At 42.5% G+C, this 22831-nt stretch carries 14 protein-coding genes; 13 read left to right on the forward strand and 1 reads right to left on the reverse strand.

All coding sequences use genetic code 11. The features are described from left to right. Positions 1-4: 4 nt before the first annotated feature. A complete protein-coding gene (locus R7035_RS00125; RefSeq protein ID WP_033905326.1) occupies positions 5-1801 on the reverse strand; it encodes an ABC transporter ATP-binding protein in 1797 nt (598 codons plus the stop codon). Between the two features lie 92 nt (positions 1802-1893). Between R7035_RS00125 and R7035_RS00130 the strand changes: the two genes are divergently transcribed. From R7035_RS00130 to R7035_RS00190, 13 genes are all read left to right on the forward strand, one after another. Continuing rightward, positions 1894-2367, forward strand: coding sequence for a GAF domain-containing protein (locus R7035_RS00130; RefSeq protein WP_017634278.1), 474 nt, complete (start codon positions 1894-1896; stop codon positions 2365-2367). Positions 2368-2464: 97 nt separating this feature from the next. Beyond that, positions 2465-3091 carry an RNA chaperone ProQ gene (proQ, locus tag R7035_RS00135; protein WP_005377435.1) on the forward strand — a complete coding sequence of 209 codons (627 nt, stop codon included), beginning with the start codon at positions 2465-2467 and terminating at the stop codon, positions 3089-3091. A gap of 17 nt (positions 3092-3108) precedes the next feature. Further along, positions 3109-5115, forward strand: coding sequence for a carboxy terminal-processing peptidase (gene prc / locus R7035_RS00140; protein WP_062730581.1), 2007 nt, complete (start codon positions 3109-3111; stop codon positions 5113-5115). Between the two features lie 195 nt (positions 5116-5310). Then, positions 5311-5976 (forward strand): hypothetical protein, encoded by a 666-nt coding sequence (locus tag R7035_RS00145; protein WP_262652111.1) that lies wholly within the window; start codon positions 5311-5313, stop codon positions 5974-5976. A gap of 226 nt (positions 5977-6202) precedes the next feature. After that, positions 6203-8809 (forward strand): aminopeptidase N, encoded by a 2607-nt coding sequence (gene pepN / locus R7035_RS00150; protein WP_318145911.1) that lies wholly within the window; start codon positions 6203-6205, stop codon positions 8807-8809. A gap of 65 nt (positions 8810-8874) precedes the next feature. After that, the gene (locus R7035_RS00155) at positions 8875-9093 is read left to right on the forward strand and encodes a DUF2835 domain-containing protein (RefSeq protein WP_005377440.1); all 219 of its coding nucleotides are present in this window, start codon (positions 8875-8877) and stop codon (positions 9091-9093) included. A 201-nt stretch (positions 9094-9294) separates the two neighbouring features. Continuing rightward, positions 9295-14136, forward strand: coding sequence for an NAD-glutamate dehydrogenase (locus tag R7035_RS00160; RefSeq protein ID WP_086046766.1), 4842 nt, complete (start codon positions 9295-9297; stop codon positions 14134-14136). A 311-nt stretch (positions 14137-14447) separates the two neighbouring features. Then, positions 14448-15458 carry a quinone-dependent dihydroorotate dehydrogenase gene (pyrD, locus tag R7035_RS00165; protein WP_017634281.1) on the forward strand — a complete coding sequence of 337 codons (1011 nt, stop codon included), beginning with the start codon at positions 14448-14450 and terminating at the stop codon, positions 15456-15458. 168 nt (positions 15459-15626) lie between these two features. Continuing rightward, complete coding sequence (locus R7035_RS00170; protein WP_005377444.1) at positions 15627-16169, forward strand: cell division protein ZapC; 543 nt, start codon at positions 15627-15629, stop codon at positions 16167-16169. Between the two features lie 486 nt (positions 16170-16655). Then, on the forward strand, positions 16656-18776 hold the full coding sequence (gene rlmKL, locus R7035_RS00175; protein ID WP_132937248.1) for a bifunctional 23S rRNA (guanine(2069)-N(7))-methyltransferase RlmK/23S rRNA (guanine(2445)-N(2))-methyltransferase RlmL: 2121 nt from the start codon (positions 16656-16658) through the stop codon (positions 18774-18776). 21 nt (positions 18777-18797) lie between these two features. Then, positions 18798-19040 carry a glutaredoxin family protein gene (locus R7035_RS00180; RefSeq protein ID WP_017821808.1) on the forward strand — a complete coding sequence of 81 codons (243 nt, stop codon included), beginning with the start codon at positions 18798-18800 and terminating at the stop codon, positions 19038-19040. Beyond that, positions 19018-20937, forward strand: coding sequence for an ABC transporter ATP-binding protein (locus R7035_RS00185; protein ID WP_054730902.1), 1920 nt, complete (start codon positions 19018-19020; stop codon positions 20935-20937). The genes R7035_RS00180 and R7035_RS00185 overlap by 23 nt, the downstream gene beginning before the upstream one ends. A 7-nt stretch (positions 20938-20944) precedes the next feature. Next, positions 20945-22678, forward strand: a complete 1734-nt coding sequence (locus R7035_RS00190; RefSeq protein WP_256901109.1) for a DUF3466 family protein — start codon at positions 20945-20947, stop codon at positions 22676-22678. Positions 22679-22831 lie beyond the last annotated feature (153 nt).

The raw sequence follows: 22831 nt of genomic DNA on the forward strand, positions 1-22831 counted from the left end.
CGATTTAAGCGTGGGACTGTATGCCCCCATATAAGGTTTGATATAAGCCTTCTTGCTCAACTAACTCACCATGAGTACCTGTTTGCGTCACTTTCCCATCTTCAAGCACGTAGATCAAATCGGCTTGTTTAACAGCGGACAGTCGGTGCGCAACGATTAATGTTGTTCTACCACGTAAGAACTCGGTCAGTGCTTTGTGTAAAGCCGCTTCAGTAGCGGTATCTAGCGCAGACGTGGCTTCGTCTAAAATAACAAATTGAGGATTACTCAGCACCATTCTAGCAATGGCCAGCCGTTGTCGTTGACCTCCTGACAAACGAATGCCATTACGACCAACTTGAGTATCCAAGCCGTGGTTCAGTTGAGAAATAACATCTTGCAGCTGAGCCACTTCAAGCGCACGCCAAAGTGACATTTCGTCAAAATCCCCACCAAGCGTTAGATTATGCCTCAAGGTGTCGTTAAATAGTATAGGTTGCTGTAATACCACGGCAATTTTGTCGCGAATTACTTCAAAACCAATATCTTCTGTTAATTCATCATTAAAGCGAATGCTACCGGAGTTTTGACGGTAAACCCCAATAAGTAATTGTATCAAGGTTGACTTACCACCGCCGCTTGCACCAACTAACGCCACTTTCTTTCCTGCCGGCATATGTAAAGAAAGATTATCTAGGACTTTGTTTTCATTATTGTAAGAGAAATTAATGTTTTCTACTTTAACATCAACTTCTCTACCTTCTTTGAAAGGATTTACCTTAGAAACCGGTCTCTGCTCTTCTTCTAACTCTAATAAGTCGTTGATGCGTTTTAATGCCGCTTTAGCGCTATACCAAGAAAACTGAATCCCAAGCAACTCTTGAACAGGAGACAGCATGAACCATAGGTAACCAAAAACGGCAAATATTTGGCCAATAGTAAGGTCACTGAACATGACCATTAACATTGCTACAGCTCTGAATAATTCAAAGCCGATCAAAAAGAGAAGGAAAGATACGCGACCAGCAGCTTCAGATTGCCAAGCATACTTGTCTGCATCAACGCGAACTTGGTTCGCACTGTCTTTGAGTTGCTGGAGAAATTCTCGTTCTTTATTGGCCGCGCGTAGTTGGTAGATTCCATCTAATGTTTCAACTAAACGGTTTTGGAAAATTTCAAAAGAATGATTTTCCTTCCGTTTCAGATGTTTAACCATACTGCCTAGTTTACGTGAGAAGTAAATGACAATAGGGTTAACTAACAGGATAAACAGACCAAGTCGCCAATCGAGCCAAAGTAGAACGATAGCAGTACCAATAACAGTCAGAAAACTGATAACGAATTTTGCTAACGTAGAACCAATAAATTTATCAATGGTCTCAATGTCAGTGATAAGGTGTGCGTTGATTCCTCCGCTACCTTTGGTTTCGTATTGTCGGATGCTGATACGGCCGAGTTTGTCGATCATTTTACTGCGCATCTCAAACGTGATGGTTTTTGAAACAAGCGTAAATTGTCGGCTTTGAAGGATATTTAATCCTTGGCTCGCAGCTCGCATAAGAACAACCAAGAATAGGGTGAAGAAAATATAGCCTGTCGGAGTGTGCCACGCTTCAGGGAGAATGGCATTCATGGCATCTAAACCTTTTGCAGGTTGGTCCAATAAGACCTCATCAACCATCAAAGGCATGAGGAGGGGAATTGGAACACTAATCAAGGTTGCAAGCACCGCTATCAAGTTCGCTATGATCAGCTTGGACTTGTGCTTTTTTACTTGTGTTATCAACCAAGAACGGCTAATAGTGTCATTTTTCAGAAGCATTGTAATTGAGAATAAGTCCTATTATAAAGTAGGGCTGCATTTTAGCGCCATACATTGAGAATGGAAGCTTTTATAGTAAGTAGGAAGTTAATATGAACTTAGAACAATACCAAAGACTAACCAAACAAGCTGTTGCTCTAATTGAGTCTGAACCAGACTTTATTGCGAACCTAGCAAACTTGAGCTCATTGCTTTTCATGGAACTTGACGATCTTAACTGGGCAGGCTTTTACCTAACAAAAGGTGAAGAGCTTATTCTTGGTCCGTTCCAAGGAAAACCAGCTTGTGTTCGTATCCCAATGGGTCGAGGCGTCTGCGGTACTGCTGCACAAACTAATACTATACAAAGAGTATACGACGTTCACGAATTTGAGGGGCATATTGCGTGCGATGCAGCGAGCAATTCAGAAATTGTGATTCCATTTTCTATTAATGGAAAGGTGGTTGGTGTACTTGATATTGATAGTCCAAGTATTGGCCGATTTAATGAAACAGACGAAGAAGGTCTCACTCATTTCATGGTTGAAGTAGAAAAGCTGCTTAATTCACACGCGAACGACGCATAAATTAGCCTTCGAGTGTGGTTTTTCCTTGGCATGTCACTATAATACGAGAATATTTTTTCTTAATGCTCGCGGAAATCCGCTCAAATCAGGACCCCTCATGACTGAAAAGTTAAAAAACAGCAAAGAAGTTATTGCATATATTGCTGAATGTTTCCCTAAGTGCTTTACTTTAGAAGGTGAAGCAAAACCTCTGAAAATTGGTATTTTTCAAGATCTTGCGGAACGTCTAAATGAAGACGAAAAAGTAAGCAAAACACAGCTTCGTGCAGCGTTAAGACAGTACACTTCATCATGGCGTTACCTACACGGTGTAAAACCAGGTGCAGTACGTGTAGACCTAGATGGCAACCCTTGTGGTGAGCTAGAAGAAGAGCACGTTGAACACGCGAAAGCGACACTTGCAGAAAGCAAGGCGAAAGTTCAGGCTCGTCGTAAAGAACAAGCACAAAAAGCTCGTGAAGAGGGTAAGGCGAAAGCGAAACCTGCGGCTAAAAAGCCTCAACAGCCTCGTCGTACTAATAAACCAAAAGTACAAAAACCAACTAAGCCTGTAGAAACGCGCGCTCTAAATGCTGATGAAATCACAGTAGGTAACGCAGTTAACGTGAACATGGGCAAAGGAAACATGGCAGCGACCATTGTTGAAATCAATAAGGATGATGTACGTGTTCAACTTGCTAACGGCCTACAAATGGTTGTGAAAGCGGAGCACTTGCGCGCATAAAGGAGATACTCCTACGCATGAATTGCCGTTCAAAAGTGACCCTGATTGCTGCTAGCTTATGGCTAGCAGCATCAGCTCAGGCTCTTGAAGCCAAACTACATAAAGATGACCTGCCGGTTCTTTCTCCTGAAGTTCAGCATGAAACAGCTAGCAAACGAGTCACCTCGCGATTTACCCGCTCTCATTATAAGCACTTCAGCCTCAATGATGATTTCTCTAAAGCGATATTTGAACGCTATGTAGAGTTGCTTGATTACAATAGAAATATTTTCACTCAAGCAGACATCGATTCATTTAAAAATTGGTCAGTCGAGCTTGATGATCAGCTTAAATCGGGCAACAACCAAATTGCTTTTGATGTTTACAACCTCTCAATGCAGAAGCGTTTCGATCGTTTTGCTTATGCGTTAACTCTACTCGATGAAGAGATCAAGTTTGATACCGATGACGAGATAGAGTTAGACCGCTCTGAGGCCGCATGGCCAAAAGACGAAGCAGAGCTCAACGAGTTGTGGCGCAAGCGTGTGAAATATGACGCGTTAAATCTGAAACTGACTGGCAAAGAGTGGCCAGAGATTAAAGAAGTTTTAGAGAAGCGTTATAACAACGCGATGAAGCGCATCACACAGACCAACAATGAAGACGCATTTCAGTTGTATATGAATGCCTTCGCGCGACAGGTTGACCCTCATACAAGCTACCTTTCTCCACGTAATGCCGAGCAATTCCAATCGGAAATGAACCTTTCTCTAGAAGGCATCGGCGCCGTTTTGCAAATGACAGACGATTACACAGTAATTCGTTCACTTGTTGTTGGCGGTCCGGCATCAAAGAGTAAGCAACTTGGTGAAGGGGACCGAATCACTGGTGTTGGACAAGACGGTGAAGAAATTGTCGACGTGATCGGTTGGCGTCTGGATGATGTTGTTCAGTTAATCAAAGGCCCTAAAGGCACAAAGGTTAATCTACAGATCTTGCCAGAAGGTAACGATGCGAAGAGTTACATCGTCACAATTGTTCGTGACAAAGTTCGCTTAGAAGATCGTGCGGTTAAGTCAGAAATCATCGAAAAAGACGGTAAGAAGATTGGTATTTTAGAAGTACCAAGTTTCTACGTCGGCTTATCGAAAGACACCGATAAATTACTAGCTGAGTTGAAAACCAAAAACGTTGACGGCGTAATCGTTGATCTACGTAACAATGGTGGTGGTGCGCTAACAGAAGCGACGGCATTGACAGGTTTATTCATTAAAGAAGGTCCTGTAGTTCAAGTTCGTGACAGCTATGGCCGCATCAAGGTGAATGCCGATACCGATGGAAAAGTGAGTTATGATGGCCCATTGACGGTATTGATTAACCGCTACAGTGCTTCAGCATCTGAAATTTTTGCAGCGGCAATGCAAGATTATAATCGTGCAATCATCTTAGGTGAAAACTCTTTCGGTAAAGGTACAGTTCAGCAACATCGTTCACTGAATCATATTTACGATCTTTTCGATAAAGAGCTAGGTTATGTTCAGTACACGATTCAGAAGTTTTATCGTATTGACGGTGGAAGTACGCAAAATCGTGGTGTTGCACCAGATATTTCGTACCCAACGCCAATTGAGGCTTCTGAAACAGGTGAAAGTGTTGAAGACAATGCTTTACCTTGGGATCAGATTGATAAAGCACAATATCAAACGTTTCCAAGTAACGACGCCTTAGTTGAAAAACTTACTGCTCTTCATAACAAGCGTATTTCTGATGAAATGGAGTTCCGCTTTATCAATGAAGACATCGAGAAATATCGTAAAGAAAAAGACGATAATACTTTGTCTTTGAACGAAAAAGTTCGTAAAGCTGAATCGGATAAAGCGGAAGCACTTCGTTTACAACGCATCAATGAGCGTCAAGCTGCTTTAGGTAAGGAAGCATTCAAAACATTGGATGATATACCTAAAGATTATGAAGCGCCTGATGTTTATTTAGATGAGTCTGTCGCGATTATGGTTGATCTACTCAAGCAGAAAAATCAGTCATAATAACTGGCAATTCAAAGTAAAAAGAGTGAGTCTTTCAGGCTCACTCTTTTTTTATGTCTTTTCATCTTTGTTTGTATTGAGTATCAAGTAAGATATTCGCTTATTTTTTCCCAATAATTTACGTGATCTACATCTAAAATTTCGCGAAAGTGAAGACTACTGGCTAAGCTAAAAGAAAACGATAAGGATGCCGATATGAAGTGGTTCTTTATTTTACTTAGCTTTTGCTGCTTTAGTGTGGTTGGTGGAGAAAACACCAGAGAAGATGAATTAAGTCACTTTGACACGCCGTTTCTCATCGGAGACTGGTATTTAATGAACCCAAACCCCGAAGAGTCGGCTGAAAACTTTCGCGCGATCAAACTCTCATTAGGTTCGGACTACAGCTTTTCTATTGATATTCAAAAGAAAGACTATTCCGTTGACCATTGGGAAGGGCTGTATAACGCAAATGAAGACACCATCGTTCTTGGTTTAAACACCGACGAGCCTCAAATTTATGCCTATCGCAACAACCATAATACGCTTGATCTTAATGGTGTAACATTCACTAAGGGATTATCCAATTCACTTGCAGGTATTTGGTCTAGCTCTCACGTATCTGGCGACGGTCTTGTGGCAAACAACATTAATCAGATGGATTTGATACTTCAACCTGATTTCGTGTTCATGTTTAGGGTTTCGAACGAAGAAGGGGATGAGTCCATCAAACAAGGTGTGTTTTACACAGAAGATGAGTTTCTGGTTCTGTTTTATGAAAATGGCGAGCATGGAACCACGTATAAGCTCAACAAGAATGAGCTAACGATCGAAGATTCCAATGGTGATATGTACGCCGTACTCAATAGAGTTACGCCATGATGCCTTTAACATGCGCTAAATTACGCGTGCGTACGGTAAGTCATTAATGTTGTTTAAATGTTAATCAAAAAACGGAGCTAGAGCACTAAAAGCTCCGTTTTTTGATGGAAAGACTTGTATTCTGATACCACAACCCCTACAAATAGCTTATATAGTGATACCAGAACTGCATTTTTGATCATGCAGTCTGGTATTTTTGTTGTTCGACATACAAGGATTTATGCTCATGTCTCAAGCTCCCCTGGCCAAATATCGTAAAGATTATAAAGAGCCATCTCATGCGATTACTGATATCGATCTTACTTTTGATCTATATGACAATGACACAATCGTTACGGCGGTATCAAAAGTTGCTCAAAAAGGCGATACAACAACGCTAGAACTCGATGGCGAAGGGCTTGAGCTACGCGCTGTAAAGGTAAATGGTGAGGATTGGGCTCATCACGAGGTGAAGGAGTCATCGCTGGTACTGACCGATCTTCCATCCGAGTTTGAACTTGAAATCGTCACCAAAATTGATCCTGAAGCGAATACAGCACTCGAAGGTTTGTACAAATCAGGCGGCGCATTTTGTACTCAGTGTGAGGCTGAGGGCTTCCGCCGTATCACGTACTATCTAGACCGTCCGGATGTTCTAGCAAAATACACAACAAAAGTGATCGCAGATAAAGCGGCTTACCCATATTTGCTGAGCAATGGTAACCGAATTGCAGAAGGTGATGCAGAGAACGGTCGTCATTGGGTTCAATGGCAGGATCCGCATCCAAAACCAGCTTACTTGTTCGCCCTTGTTGCAGGCGACTTTGATGTATTGCGTGACAAATATACAACGATGTCAGGTCGCAGTGTTGATTTAGAAATCTTTGTTGATAAAGGTAACTTAGATCGTGCAGGTCATGCGATGACATCTTTGATCAACTCGATGAAGTGGGATGAGGAACGCTTTGGCCTGGAATACGATCTGGATATTTATATGATCGTTGCTGTTGATTTCTTCAACATGGGTGCAATGGAAAACAAAGGCTTGAACATTTTTAACTCAAAATATGTTCTGGCGAACGATCAAACTGCGACAGATCGTGACTATTTAGGTATCGAAGCTGTGATCGGTCATGAGTACTTCCACAACTGGACTGGCAACCGTGTCACTTGTCGTGACTGGTTCCAACTAAGTCTAAAAGAAGGCTTAACCGTATTCCGTGACCAAGAATTCTCTTCTGACTTAGGTTCTCGTGCTGATAACCGTATTGATAACGTACGTATTATTCGTGGTCCTCAATTTGCGGAAGATGCAAGCCCAATGTCTCACCCGATTCGTCCTGACAAAGTCATTGAGATGAATAACTTCTACACGCTAACGGTGTATGAAAAGGGCAGCGAAGTTATTCGCATGTACCATACACTCCTTGGCGAAGAGGGCTTCCAAAAAGGAATGAAACTTTATTTTGAACGTCACGATGGTACCGCCGCGACGTGTGAAGACTTTGTTTCTGCAATGGAAGATGCCACCGGTGTTGATTTAAAACAGTTCCGTTTGTGGTACAGCCAATCGGGTACACCAACGCTACGCGTAAATAGCGAATACGACGCTGATGCAAAAACTTACGCACTAACGGTAGAGCAATTTACGGAGCCGACGCAAGACCAAGCAGAAAAACAAGCGCTGCATATTCCGTTCGATATCGAGTTGTATGATTCGAAAGGTCGAGTTATCCCACTGGTAATTAACGGTGAATCTGTTCATAACGTGCTGGATATTAAACAAGATAAGCAAACGTTCGTATTTGAAAATGTCGAAGAACAGCCAGTGCCATCTTTGTTGCGTGAATTCTCGGCACCAGTCAAATTAGAATACGATTACAGCGATGACGAGTTAGTCTTCTTGATGAAGCACGCAACGAACGATTTTGCTCGATGGGACGCTAGCCAAATGCTATTGGCTAAATACATTCGTCAGAATGTGAAAAACGTTCAAGCGGGACAAGAAGTATCGCTTTCTGAAGGTGTGATAGATGCTTTCCGCGGTGTGCTGTTGGATGAAACGCTTGAGCCAGCTTTCATTGCTCAAGTTTTCTCTATGCCTTCAATCAATGAGATTACTGGTTGGTACCAGCAAATTGATATCGATGCCGTAGACAAAGTGCTAAACAGCATTACAGTGTCACTTTCTAAAGAGTTAGAAGATGAGCTAAGTGCAACTTATCACACGCTTAAGCAAACAGAGTATACGATCGACCATGCTGCTATTGGTAAGCGTGCTTTACGTAACCGTTGCCTTCAGTACCTAGCACATACGGAAAAAGGTAATGATTTAGTCAACGCGCAGTACGCATCTGCAAATAACATGACAGATACGATTGCTGCGATGAGTGCTGCAAATAACGCTCAGCTCGAGTGTCGTGAAGCACTTATGGCTGATTATAGCGATAAATGGAAGCACGATGGTTTGGTTATGGATAAGTGGTTTGCACTTCAAGGTAGCAATCCTGCAGAGGATGCTCTTGAAAAAGTAAAAGCAACCATGAACCACGAAGCATTTAGTTTGAAAAATCCGAACCGTACGCGCAGCTTAATTGGCTCGTTCTTAAGTGCGAACCCTGTACGTTTCCATGATAAATCCGGTGTAGGTTACCAGTTTGCCGGTGAAATTCTTCGCCAACTAAATGATTCGAACCCACAAGTAGCTTCTCGAATGATTGATCCTTTGCTTAAGTTCCGTAAATACGATGAAGCTCGCCAAGCAATGATTCGTGCAGAACTTGAAAAGCTCAAAGCAATGGATAATCTTGCTAAAGATCTATTCGAAAAAGTGACTAAAGCACTAGACGAATAGTAAACAACACAATAGGGTGGTCATTTAGACCACCTTATTTGTTTATGTCACTTAGTTTTCACTTCATGAACTATTACTACTTCAATCTCAACATTTCATATCAAACGTTTTTATCTCATTATTCTGGTGCGGCAAGTGTTGTTCAAGTTGTCACACACAACGGTTTGCGTTTGCAGTTACCCGCCGCGAGATTTAGACCATTTCTTAGTCAATTGGGCGTTAGAGGCCAGTTTAGACTAACAACTGACCAAAATAATAAGTTTCTTAAGTTAGAAACTCTGTGATGTATTGTATTTGCAGAGAGTTAAATAGGAATCTTAGTCACAGAATCGGACATTTCACCTCTTACCACTACGATTAGTTGTTAAACATTTGTAATTATGCTTTTACAATGGGCACATGCATTACCTATGCTTAGTTTCTAAGGTAACAACCTAGCTACTAAGTCCCCCTACAAAACAACAATTCTAATGTGGAGTGTGAATATGACCGCGCGTGAAAATGTAGTGCCGGTTCTGCTTGAAAAGGTTTACCAACTGATTCAAGACAAACTCGAGCTTTCTCACCAAACGCTTGTAACTAAACTTGCTCAACACTTATTCAGTAACATTGCTGATGATGATCTAATTCAGCGAAACGAATCCGACCTTTATGGTGCTGTCGTTAGTCTTTGGCACCATATCAATGAAAAAAAACCAGAAGAGATTTCGGTTCGAGTATTTAACCCGACCGTAAGTCGTCAAGGCTGGCAATCCACACACACAATCGTAGAAATTGTTGTTCCAGATAGTCCATTCTTAGTGGACTCAGTCAAAATGGCTTTAGCGCGTTTGGATCTTGTTTGTCACCTAATGTTGAATAACCCAACACAGATTCAGCGTGATAAAAAAGGCCAAGTTACAGACGTAAACGGTGAGGGTGGTGTTCTTCAATCACTTTTCCACATAGAGGTAGACCGCCTTACTAGTAAAGACGAGATGCAAGCGCTTAAAGAAGAGCTGTTAAGAATTCTATCTGATACTCGCTTAGTCGTTGATGACTGGAAGCAGATGGTTGATAAGCTTAAGTTTGTTACTGATGAACTTGAGAAAAATAAAGATCGTGTTTCTATCCAAACTGATCGTATGGATGAAACGATCGCATTTCTTCGTTGGCTAGAAGATCATAACTTTACCTTTATGGGTTATAAAGATTATGACTTAAAAGAGGTCAATGGTGATACCGAACTTGTTCCTGCTAAAGAAAAAGGACTAGGTCTGTTTGCTGATGACAAGCGCGTGCGTAGCGTCAAGCTCTCTGAATTATCAGATTCAGCGCGATTAGAAGCGAAAAAACCATACGCTCTGATCATCACCAAAGGTAACAAAGCATCTCGTATCCACCGTCCGGCTTATACTGATTACATCGGTATTAAGAAGTTTGATGAAAACGGTAAAGTAATAGGTGAGCATCGCTTTACTGGTTTATATACCTCCGCCGTTTACAACCAAGCGGTACAAAGTATTCCTTTGATCCGCGAAAAAGTTGACCGTATCCTTGAAGCAAGTGGATACCGTCACGGATCATACTCATACAAAGCATTGCACAATATCTTAGAAAACTACCCACGCGACGAGTTGCTTCAAGCTAATGAAGAAGAGCTGCTTGAGGTGGGAATGGGTGTTGTACAAATGCAAGATCGTGACTTGCTGCGTTTGTTTGTTCGTAAAGACCCATTTGGTCGTTTCTTCAGTTGCATGGTTTATGTCACTAAAGATCGTTACAACACAGAATTGCGTCGTCAAACTCAACGCATTCTTAAGCAGTACTTTGGTTGCGAGCAAGAGGTTGAATTTACAACGTACTTCTCAGAAAGCCCACTAGCGAGAACACATTACATTGTTCGTGTAGACAATAACAACATTGACGTAGACGTGAAAAAGATCGAGCAAAATCTAATGGAAGTTTCTACCTCATGGGATGACAGACTAAAAGAATCCATCATTGCTAACTTTGGTGAAAGTAAAGGCCTTCCTCTTTCAAAAGAATATATGAGTGCGTTCCCTCGCTCATACAAAGAGGACATGATGCCAGGTTCTGCGGTTGCAGATATCGAGCGCTTAGAAGCGTTAAGTGATGATAATAAACTTGGTATGTTGTTCTACCGACCTCAAGAAGAGGGAGCAGATTCCAAAGCTGTCCGCTTAAAGTTATATCATCGCGATGAACCAATTCACCTTTCTGACGTAATGCCGATGTTGGAAAACCTTGGTTTGCGTGTGATTGGCGAATCGCCATATGAGATCGAGAAAAACAACGGTCAGACTTTCTGGATCCTTGACTTCTCTATGCTGCATAAGAGCGAGAAAACCGTTGACCTTCGTGAAGCTCGTGATCGTTTCCAACAAGCATTTGCTGCCATTTGGGCGGGTAATCTTGAAAGTGATGGTTTCAACCGATTGTTATTAGGTGCGTCTTTATCTGGCCGTGAGATTTCCATTCTTCGCGCTTACGCACGATACATGCGCCAAGTCGGCTTCCCATTCAGTCAGCAGTACATCGAAGACACGCTAAGCCACTACCCAGACTTAGCGACAGGTCTAGTCAAGCTGTTCACCAAGCGATTTGATCCGAAACACAAAGGCAGCGAGAAAGGCCAAAACGATCTAATTAAAAAGCTAACAGAGCAGTTGGATCGTGTAGAGAGCTTGGATGATGATCGTATTATTCGTCGTTATATCGAAATGATCATGGCGACGCTTCGTACCAACTACTACCAAGTAGACGAGAATAAGCAGCCTAAGCCTTGGTTATCTTTGAAAATGAAGCCAAGTGATATTCCTGAGATTCCGCAGCCTGTACCTGCATTCGAGATCTTTGTTTACGCACCAGATATTGAAGGTGTTCACCTTCGTGGTGGAAAAGTGGCTCGTGGTGGTTTGCGTTGGTCAGATCGTCAAGAAGACTTCCGTACGGAGATTCTTGGCTTAGTGAAAGCGCAACAGGTTAAGAACACTGTTATCGTACCTGTGGGTGCAAAAGGCGGCTTCGTTTGTAAACGCCAGCCATCTCTCACCACGCGTGATGAAATTTTTGCGGAAGGTCAGCGTTGTTACAAACGCTTTATCCGTGCACTGCTAGATGTGTCAGATAACATCATTGAAGGAGAGGTGGTACCACCACAAAACGTTGTTCGTCACGATGAAGATGACCCATATCTAGTAGTGGCTGCCGATAAAGGCACAGCAACCTTCTCAGATTTGGCAAACTCTGTTTCTGCAGAATACAACTTCTGGCTAGGTGACGCATTCGCTTCAGGTGGTTCAAACGGTTACGATCACAAAGCAATGGGAATCACCGCAAAAGGTGGTTGGGAATCTGTTAAACGTCACTTCCGTGAAATGGGCATCAACTGTCAGACCACTGATTTTACTGCAATCGGTGTAGGTGATATGGCAGGTGACGTGTTCGGTAACGGTATGCTGTTATCGAAGCATATTCGATTGCAAGCTGCGTTTAACCACATGCACATCTTTATTGATCCAAATCCAGATTCAGCCAGCAGCTGGGAAGAGCGTAACCGCTTGTTTAATTTGCCAAGATCAAGCTGGGAAGATTACAACAAAGACTTGATCTCTCAAGGTGGTGGCATCTTCTCTCGTCGATCAAAATCGATCCAGTTGACGCCAGAAATTCAGAAAATGTTAGGTACGAAGAAAGCATCTTTAGCGCCTAACGATCTGATAAAGATGATCTTGAAAATGAAAGTCGATCTGCTTTGGAATGGTGGTATCGGCACTTACGTTAAATCATCGACAGAAACTCATACAGATGTTGGTGACCGTGCTAACGACATGCTGCGCATTGACGGCCGTGACTTAAGAGCCAAAGTGGTTGGCGAAGGTGGTAACTTGGGTATGACTCAGCTTGGTCGTATCGAATACGCACTAACTGGCGGTCGAGTGAACACGGACTTCGTTGATAACGTAGGTGGCGTTGACTGTTCGGATAATGAAGTCAACATCAAGATCTTCCTCAATGGACTGGTTTCAAATGGCGATCTTACGGTTAAGCAACGTAACCAAATTCTAGAGTCTATGGAAGACGAAGTGGGTGAAATTGTCTTGGATGATGCTTACCGTCAGTCGGAGTCGATCTCTGTTACTGAACAGCAAGGTGTTGGCATTGTTAAGGAGCAAATTCGATTCATCCACACTATGGAGAAAGCAGGGTACTTGGACCGTGCTCTCGAATACATTCCTGATGATGAAACGCTAATCGAGCGTGAAAAACAGGGACTAGGCCTGACTCGCCCTGAGCTATCAGTGTTAGTTGCCTACGGTAAAATGGTACTTAAACAGCAACTTGTTACGGATGAAATCGCAAATGATGAATTCCATGCAAAACAACTTGTTGAATATTTCCCAAGTGCGTTACGACGTAACTATAAAGATCAAATGGTTAATCACCCACTGCGAGCTGAAATTATAGCTACAGCATTGGCTAACCAGATGGTTAATGAAATGGGCTGTAACTTCGTTACTCGTTTGCAAGAAGAAACTGGTGCAAGTGTTGTCGATATTGCCAATGCTTACAGTGCGGCTAGAGAAATCTTTGATTTAGAAGCAATCCTCAAGCAAACTCGCAAACTTGATAACGTTGCGACAGCGCAAGCTCAATACGAAATTATGTTTTACGTGCGCCGAGCACTGCGTCGAATTGCACGCTGGTTGCTTCGTAACCGTAGCGGCAAATGCACGGTCGGTGAGTTGATTGCTATCTACAAGCAAGATGTCAATGTTATCACTGAAACCCTAGACACTATGTTAGTTGAGTCTGAAGTTGAAGAACACAATGAGTTGGCTCAAGGTTGGATAGAGAAAGGGGTTGAAGAGAAACTCGCTCACCAAGTTGCCCGCTTATCAAGCTTACAATCTGCACTGGATATTTCATCAGTAGCAAGTGAAACAGGTAAAACGGTTGAGCAAGCATCGAAACTCTACTTTAACTTGGGTGACCGTTTATCGTTGCATTGGTTCTTGAAGCAAATTAATAGCCAAGCCGTTGATAACAACTGGCAAGCACTTGCAAGAGCGGCATTCCGTGAAGATCTGGACTGGCAACAACGTCAACTTACCGCTCAGGTACTGACTTGTGGCTGCTCAACCGAAGAGCTTGACGTGATGGCTGCGTTAGAAGATTGGATTGAAACTAACGAGCAATCGTTGCACCGCTGGGAGAGTATCTTAAACGAGTTCAAAGTTGGCTCAGTACACGAATTTGCTAAGTTCTCTGTAGCACTTCGAGAGCTAGTACTTTTAAACCTCAACTGCTCATCGAAAGAGTAGTGGAATAATCAAGTCATAAGTAAAAGCCTCGTTATTTAACGGGGCTTTTTATTATCTATTATTCACATTTGGAACGAAAATAGTTACATTGTCACATTGAGTTGAAATTAAAACAGAGTGAAATCGATTGCTTTTAAGCGGTTAGTTACGATTTTTATCGCAGAAACTTGATTGTAATTGTTTGTTTTATATTTGAAAATCTTATAAAGATATAGGTTTTTACTTATTACGTTCATTTTCATTGAATTACGATGAAAAACGGTAAATAATGTTGTCCCGTTTATACGGGGCTTTTTTCTTTCGGAGGCACAATGCTTTACCGTCTAGCCAGAACTGGCTTTTTCCAACTCGATGCCGAGAAGGCACATGATCTTGCAATCAAGAACTTCCAACGCTTTAACGGCACACCACTTGATCTCTTTTACCGCCAACAGTTACCAACTCGTCCAGTTGAGTGTATGGGTCTAACATTCCGTAACCCTGTTGGTCTTGCGGCTGGTTTAGATAAAAACGGCGAATGTATTGAAGCATTTGATGCCATGGGCTTTGGCTTTGTCGAAGTCGGCACTGTAACGCCACGACCACAACCAGGTAATGATAAACCACGCCTATTCCGTTTAGTGGAAGCAGAAGGGATCATCAACCGCATGGGCTTTAATAACCTAGGCGTTGATAATTTGATCGAGAATGTTAAACGAGCAAAATTCAATTGTGTTCTCGGAATTAATATCGGTAAAAATAAAGATACGCCAATTGAGAAAGGGGCAGAGGACTACCTGATTTGTATGGAAAAAGTGTATGAGTATGCTGGCTATATTGCAGTAAACATCTCATCGCCAAACACTCCAGGTCTTCGTTCACTTCAATATGGTGAAGCCCTTGATGAACTGCTTTCCGAATTAAAGGCGAAACAAGCGGAGTTATCAGAGAAGTACAACAAGTACGTCCCGTTAGCATTAAAGATTGCGCCAGATTTAAGTGACGATGAAATCTGCCAAATTTGCGATTCTTTATTGAAAAACAATATAGATGGTGTGATCGCGACTAACACAACTTTGGATCGCACGATCGTAGAAGGGATGAAACACGCCAATGAGGCAGGTGGCTTGAGTGGTCGCCCTGTGCAATCACGCTCTACGGAGGTCGTACGTAAGCTTCATGAAGAGCTTGGAGACAAACTTCCAATTATCGGTGTTGGTGGTGTAGATTCCTATGTTGCAGCCAAAGAAAAGATCATGGCAGGCGCTAAGCTTGTTCAAGTCTACACTGGCTTTATTTACCACGGCCCAGGTCTCGTACGTGATATTGTTAAGAATCTTTAACATATACATCAAAAACTACTGAAAAATCAGTACCTGTTACATAAAAAAGAGGACTTTGTTTCCTCTTTTTTTTTATCCGTTCGTTTGTAGAATTTAAAAATCACGAGTAGGTAATTAAGCGTCTTACCTCTTTACCACTGATTTAACTAGTCAAGAGAGAACGGAATAATGCTTAAACCCAGCGACAAATGGAATTGGTATTTTGACGAGCAAAAAGCTTGCTTAATGCTGGATCTGGGGGAGGAAATGATTTTCCAAACCAATCTATCCCGAAAATTGTTGGTTAACTGTGCCTTCTCAAACAGTGAATTTACCGTTGATGACGCCAGCGCATTTCAAACGTTTAATGAGCGCATTCGCTGTCTCGATATCAGTGAATATCGCCAAGCTGAATTAACACTGTATTGTGTTGCTGCAAAGCGTTTTCATAAACCTGTACAGCCTAAGAGCTGGTTCTTCGATGCACAGTCCTCTGATTATGAACCTCAAGAAGGGGACATGGTCTTTCTCACAAATCAATATTCTGATGGTATGTTCATCGTTCTAGAACCAGGCGAAACATCGAGCTTATGTGCTTATGTTAACCAAGAAGCCTTTGTTCTTGATGGCAATAAGGCGCTTCAATTTGGGCAGCCGATTAAAGTAATGCATGATCGCATGGCTTGTGCAAATCACCTCTTTGCAATGACCCCTATGGCAATGGTGGGTTAAAGCTGTTTAATTTTTCTTTATTTCGTTCCTTTGTTTGCCTTAATCGACCTTATTGGGTCGATTTTTTTTGTCCTTTCCTCTGACACTCCAATCCGAAAGACCATGAAACTGTTTGTTTTCTATGCATGCAAACATGAAGCTGGTCACTTTTATTTTACTTATTTCAATTTGATTACTCCTTTAATTAGGCAACCTAGCGCCTAAAACAACCCTATTTATTCCCCTATAAAGGGCATTTGTAAGTAATTTACATCAACCAATCACGACTGGTATATGCCAAAATGCATGTAAATAAGTATTCACTTCTTCTAAAGGAAACAAAATACGTTCATGAATGAAAAACATTCAAACTAAAGATGTTGAAAGTTTTAGATCATTTGAGTGGTGATGATTTGAACTAACGGGTGGGAAAATACCTTTAAAAACGAGGCATTGATCGTAAAGTCAGGTATAATTGAAGCCATTTTTTATCAGCGAAAGAACACTATGAATCAATATCTCGCGGTAACTTCAAATGGCATGGAAAATTTGCTTGTTGAAGAACTGACTAAACTAGGCATTGAAAATGCGAAACCAGTACAGGCAGGCGTAAAATTTAAAGCGACAAACGAACAGGTTTATCGCTGTTGTTTGTGGAGCCGTTTAGCGTCTCGATTTGTACGTGTTTTATCTGAGTTCACGTGTAACAACGACATGGACTTGTATCTATCCACTTCCACTATTAACTGGGTTAACCAATTTCATAGCTCTAAACGCTTTGTTGTGGACTTTAACGGCACAAACCGTGAGATTAGAAATAGCCAATACGGGGCTATGAAGGTCAAAGATGGCATCGTAGATTGCTTTGAGAACAAAGGCTTGCCACGTCCTAATATCAGCAAAGAACGCCCAGATATTCGTATTCACGTTCGTTTGCATAAAGATAAAGCGTTGCTTGGGGTAGACATGGTAGGTAGTGGTCTTCATCAGCGTGGTTATCGACCAGAATCGGGTCGTGCGCCATTACGTGAAACGCTTGCTTCTGCGATTATCATGCGTTGTGGCTGGGATGGGCATCAACCATTACTCGATCCAATGTGTGGTTCTGGTACTTTGCTTATTGAAGCAGCAATGATGGCAGCCAGCATGGCACCTGGCGTTAAGCGCAAACAATGGGGCTTCGAAGTTTTGGAAGACTTTGAACCGGAGACCTGGGCTGAGATTAAATCAGAGGCTAATGTTCAAGCTAGACGAGGTGTCAAGAAAGTTGACGCTAAGTTTTTTGGATTCGATAACGACCCCAAAGTATTAAAAGTCGCTCAAGAAAACGCCCGCAGAGCAGGTGTTGAAGAGTTGATTGAGTTTGCGCAAGGTGATGCTGCAACTATTACTCGTCCCGCAGGATTTGAACACGGTGTTATCGTTTCAAACCCACCTTACGGTGAGCGTCTAGGAACTGAGCCGGGGCTGATTGCGCTCTATACCGCATTCGGTGGACAGCTAAAATCTGAGTTTGGCGGATGTAAAGCATCTATCTTCTCTAGCTCAGACGAGCTCTTGAGTTGCCTTCGCATGCGCGCTGATAAACAGTTTAAATTGAACAACGGTGCGTTACCGTGTCACCAAAAGAACTACAGCATTGCCGAGCGCAGCGCTGATGAAGTTAAAGGTGCAGATACTAACGTTCAAATCGCACCAGACTTCTCAAACCGTTTGAAGAAAAACATTGGCAAGATTGGCAAGTGGGCTCGTAAAGAGAAACTAGACTGCTATCGTATCTACGATGCAGACCTTCCAGAATACAACGTAGCGATCGACGTGTACGGCGATCAAATTGTGATTCAAGAGTACGCAGCACCTAAGAACATCCCTGAAGAAAAAGCCAAGCGTCGTCTAACGGACATTATCCGTGCGACGATTCAGGTGACCGGTGTCGAAGCGAACAAAGTTGTACTGAAAGTTCGTGAGAAGCAGAAAGGTCGAAGCCAGTACCAAAAATTAGGTCAGGTATCAGAGACGCTCGAAGTAAACGAGTACGGTGTGAAGCTGATCGTGAACCTTCATGACTACCTAGACACAGGCCTGTTCTTGGATCATAAGATCACTCGTCGTCGTCTTGGCGAAATGGCACAGGGTAAAGATTTCCTTAACTTGTTTGCTTACACTGGTAGTGCAACAGTGCACGCTGCAGTTGGTGGTGCGCGTTCCACTACAACTGTCGATATGTCAAACACCTACTTGAATTGGGCGAAAGACAATATGCAGCTTAATGGCTGTGTAGGGCGCCAACATAAATATGAACAAGCGGACTGTTTGCAATGGCTAGAAAACGCAAAAGGTGAGTACGACTTGATCTTTATTGACCCACCTACGTTCTCTAACTCTAAGCGTATGGAAACATCATTCGATGTACAACGTGACCACATTAAGCTAATGAAGAACCTCAAACGTTTACTGAGAAGTGAAGGCACAATCGTATTTTCAAATAACAAACGTCATTTCAAGATGGATGAAGAATCACTCGCTGAATTGGGTTTGAAGGCTCAGAATATTTCTTCTCAAACGTTACCATTAGATTTTGCGCGTAATAAACAGATTCATAACTGTTGGCTAGTAACGCACGCGTAGTATAAACAAAAGGATTAATACGTGCTGATATTGTATAGCACGGAGGGATGCCATCTTTGTGAGATGGCATTTGCTCTAGTAGACCAAGTCGGTTTGGCCGAGCAAACAGATATCATCGATATTGCGTTCGATGATGTACTATTTTCTCGTTACGGCGTCACAATACCCGTCTTAAAATATCAAGATTCTGAGTTGAACTGGCCGTTTGACTTAGAACAACTCACACATTGGTTGGATAATAATGGCATTACTTACCATTCATAACGCACAACTTGCATTTGGTGACCACCCATTGCTAGACAAAGCGGAGTTCGCTCTTCAAGAAAACGAACGCGTTTGTTTAGTTGGTCGTAACGGAGCAGGTAAGTCCACGTTAATGAAAGTGCTTGCCGGCGACATTTTGTTGGATGATGGCAAGATTCAAATAACTCAAGACGTAGTAGTTTCTCGGCTTGAACAAGATCCACCGCGCAATCAAGAGGGTACAGTTTACGAATACGTATCTGGCGGTTTGGCTGAAATCGGCGAACAATTGAAGATCTATCACGATCTTCTCGATCTCGTTGCTCAAGACCCAAGTGAGAAGAACATTAACCGTTTGGCGAAAGTTCAAGAGCAACTTGATCATTCTAACGCTTGGCGCTTTGATGACCGTGTTAAGAACGTACTTGGCTCTTTAAAACTAAGCCCAGAAACCAAACTGACCGATCTATCCGGTGGCTGGCAACGTAAAGCTGCTTTAGCTCGTGCGCTGGTTTGTGATCCTGATGTATTGCTTCTTGATGAACCAACAAACCATCTCGATGTGACAACGATCGAATGGTTAGAGAACTTCTTAAAAGACTTCAAAGGCTCGATCATCTTTATTTCTCACGACCGTGCATTCATCAAGTCGATGGCGACACGCATCGTTGACTTAGATCGCGGTCAATTAGCTTCTTTCCCTGGTAATTACGAACAGTATTTGAATGACAAAGAAGAAATGCTTCGCGTCGAAGAAATGCAAAATGCTGAGTTCGATAAGAAACTAGCTCAGGAAGAAGTGTGGATTCGTCAAGGCATTAAAGCACGTCGTACTCGTAATGAAGGCCGTGTTCGAGCCCTTAAAAAGCTTCGTGAAGAGCGTCGTGACCGTCGTGAAGTTCAAGGTAAAGTTAACCTAAACATCGATGATGCTTCTCGTTCAGGTAAGATTGTATTTGAAGCAGAAAATGTATCTTTTGCTTACGAAGGCAAGACAATTGTCGACGACTTTAGCTTTAACATCATGCGTGGTGACCGTATTGCACTTATCGGACCAAATGGCTGCGGTAAGAGTACGGTACTTAAATTGCTACTAGGGCAATTGGAAGCGCAGTCTGGTCGTTTACACTGCGGAACAAAATTAGAAGTCGCGTACTTTGATCAGTACCGAGAGATTTTGGATCCAGAAAAGACAGTGATCGACAACTTAGCGGATGGGAAACAAGAAGTAATGGTTGGGGGACGTCAGCGTCATGCGCTGAGTTATCTTCAAGACTTCTTATTTGCACCTAAGCGCGCCAGAACCCCGGTTAAGGCACTTTCTGGTGGTGAGAAAAACCGATTATTGCTAGCCCGTATCTTGTTGAAACCAAACAACTTACTTATTCTTGATGAACCAACTAACGATTTGGATATCGAAACGTTGGAACTTTTAGAAGAAATGCTTGCCAATTATCAGGGTACATTATTGTTAGTGAGTCACGACCGTGAGTTCGTAGACAACACAGTAACAACCAGCTGGATTTTTGAGGGTAACGGTATAATCGAAGAGTTCGTTGGTGGTTATCATGATGCTAAACAGCAGCGTGACCAAGTTCTTGCTTCGCGCAGTCAGGTTGAAAAACCAACGAAGAAAGAGAAAGTGGTTGAGGAAACTCCCAAAACTACGCAACCTAAGAACAATTCGAAGAAGTTATCGTATAAGCTGCAAAGAGAATTAGAGGCTCTACCAGCTAAACTTGAACAATTAGAGTCGGATATCGAGAGCCTTCAGGAGCAAGTGAACGATCCAGAGTTCTTTGCTAAACCTGTAGAGCAAACTCAGCCGGTATTGGAACAGCTTGCTGCACTAGAGCAGGAGTTGGAAATCGCATTCGAGAGATGGGAAGAACTCGAAGCAATGCAACAGGATAGTTAAGAATTCAATGAATTGTAGTAATAAATTCAAATTGACCGCCATTGCAATGATGGTTGGTACCACAATGAACGCACAGGCGGCATTGTATCAAGTTGTTGAGGTTTCACCTCAGGATCATGGTTCAAACGGTGACTACCAAACGGCTTACGGGGTTGCAATTCAACAGGGCAATGCAGGTACAGATCCTTCAACAGGTTCACCTTTCGCTTTAGGCTGCTTTGATGCAGCAGCAAACTGCACGCCAGAGCAGTTTAAACTTGCAATGGAAACTCGCACTACACCGATTTCAGCGACACAAGCCGTGGATGGGAACAGCTATCGTGAAGAAATCCCATTCGGATTAGACGCTGGCTTTTATTACATCCAAGAACTCAAAGACTTTGAGCGTTACTGTTACAACCAGCTTCGCTATTCCACCTGTGACTCTTGGGCTTCAGTAAACTGGACGCCGTGGAATAAAGAACGTAGTAAAGACTTTACTTCTAATGCGTTAGCGTTCATAGAAGAAGATTCTGCTGCTTATAAAAATGAATATAACAATGTTATCAACCAGCTTACCGAGGATGGTGCAGCTGTCGGTAATCAGAGTAAAGTTAGCACAGAAAATGCTTCTACATTAGAAACACGAAATACCGTAGTTGCACCAGTAGAACCAAATATTCTTACTGGCGATAGTGACGCAAGTGTTGTGCAAAGCCATGCTTGGAGCACAGACGGCATTTTTACTGTTGGCAGTGTTTCTCGAACAGCAAGCAATACCAATGGATCTCACCACACATCAAAAGCAGCGATTTGGGATCAAAGCGGAACCGTCAGTGAATTGGCTTGGCCAAGTGGCACATCTAAAGATGGAGAAAGGTTAGCTCAAGGGAGCATGCGTGACCTTGTCACTGATGGAACAACGGTCTACGGCGTAGGTTACAACACTTACAGTGATGATAACTACCTGAATGCGACTGTTTTTGTTGGAACTCTAGAAGCCGAAGGTAGCGTTGAAAACGCAACTTGGAAAAATAAAGTTGTTGTAGGAGCTAGGCAGCGCGAAGGTGATGATACGGTTCATACAAACTCACGATTAACCGACGTTAACTCTAATTTTGTTGCTATTGGTGAAGCGAAACGTTCGGGCGGATACTTAATGCCAACGGGCTCTGCTCCGAATCGTCTCTTTATCGTAGATGATGTTCGTAAGGATTCTATTAGCGCTTTTTACCCAACTACTGGCATTTTCTTTAGCGGTGCGGGCGGTAAGATGGGCGGTATCAACTCTTACAATGAAATCGTCGGGCAACTTGATGCGGAAACGACTCGTGAAGACGATGGCAAGCCACGTCGTAAGCGCGGTTTTATCTATCCATATAGCGTAGGTGGCGAGACTAGTGAACGTGCTGCAACATTATTCAATGGAAAAGCTTGGTTCCTAGACAGTTTGACTAATGGCGGTGATTACTCTGAACAAAACAATCAGTTCCGTATTATCGACGCAACTGATATCAATGATGCAGGTGTGATCTCTGGTACTGCTATGAAATGTGCAGGTGGTTATAGCACAACAGCAAACAATGCGACATGTAGCTCTGAAGAGCAAATTGTAGCAGTCAAACTAGTACCTATTGCTGACGCAACTAAGGACGACATCGTATCTCGAAGCATTGACTCAACGACGACAGAGCGTCAAGGTGCAGGTCTTGGTTGGTTAGCTTTGACCATGCTTGGATTGTTTGGGTTCCGTAGAAAATAGTTAAAAATCGTCAGTAATTTTTAAATCAAGCAGAGGCTCACACATTTGAGTCTCTGCTTTTTTTATGCCTTGAGAAATTGCCTACTTTGATCGATTCTTATAAGTGGAGTCATAAAAACTCCATCAAAGTTTCACAATAACAGCTGTACGTTA

Origin of the sequence: Vibrio sp. 1731 (assembly GCF_033339955.1) — a bacterium.
Taxonomy (GTDB): Bacteria; Pseudomonadota; Gammaproteobacteria; order Enterobacterales; family Vibrionaceae; genus Vibrio; species Vibrio alginolyticus.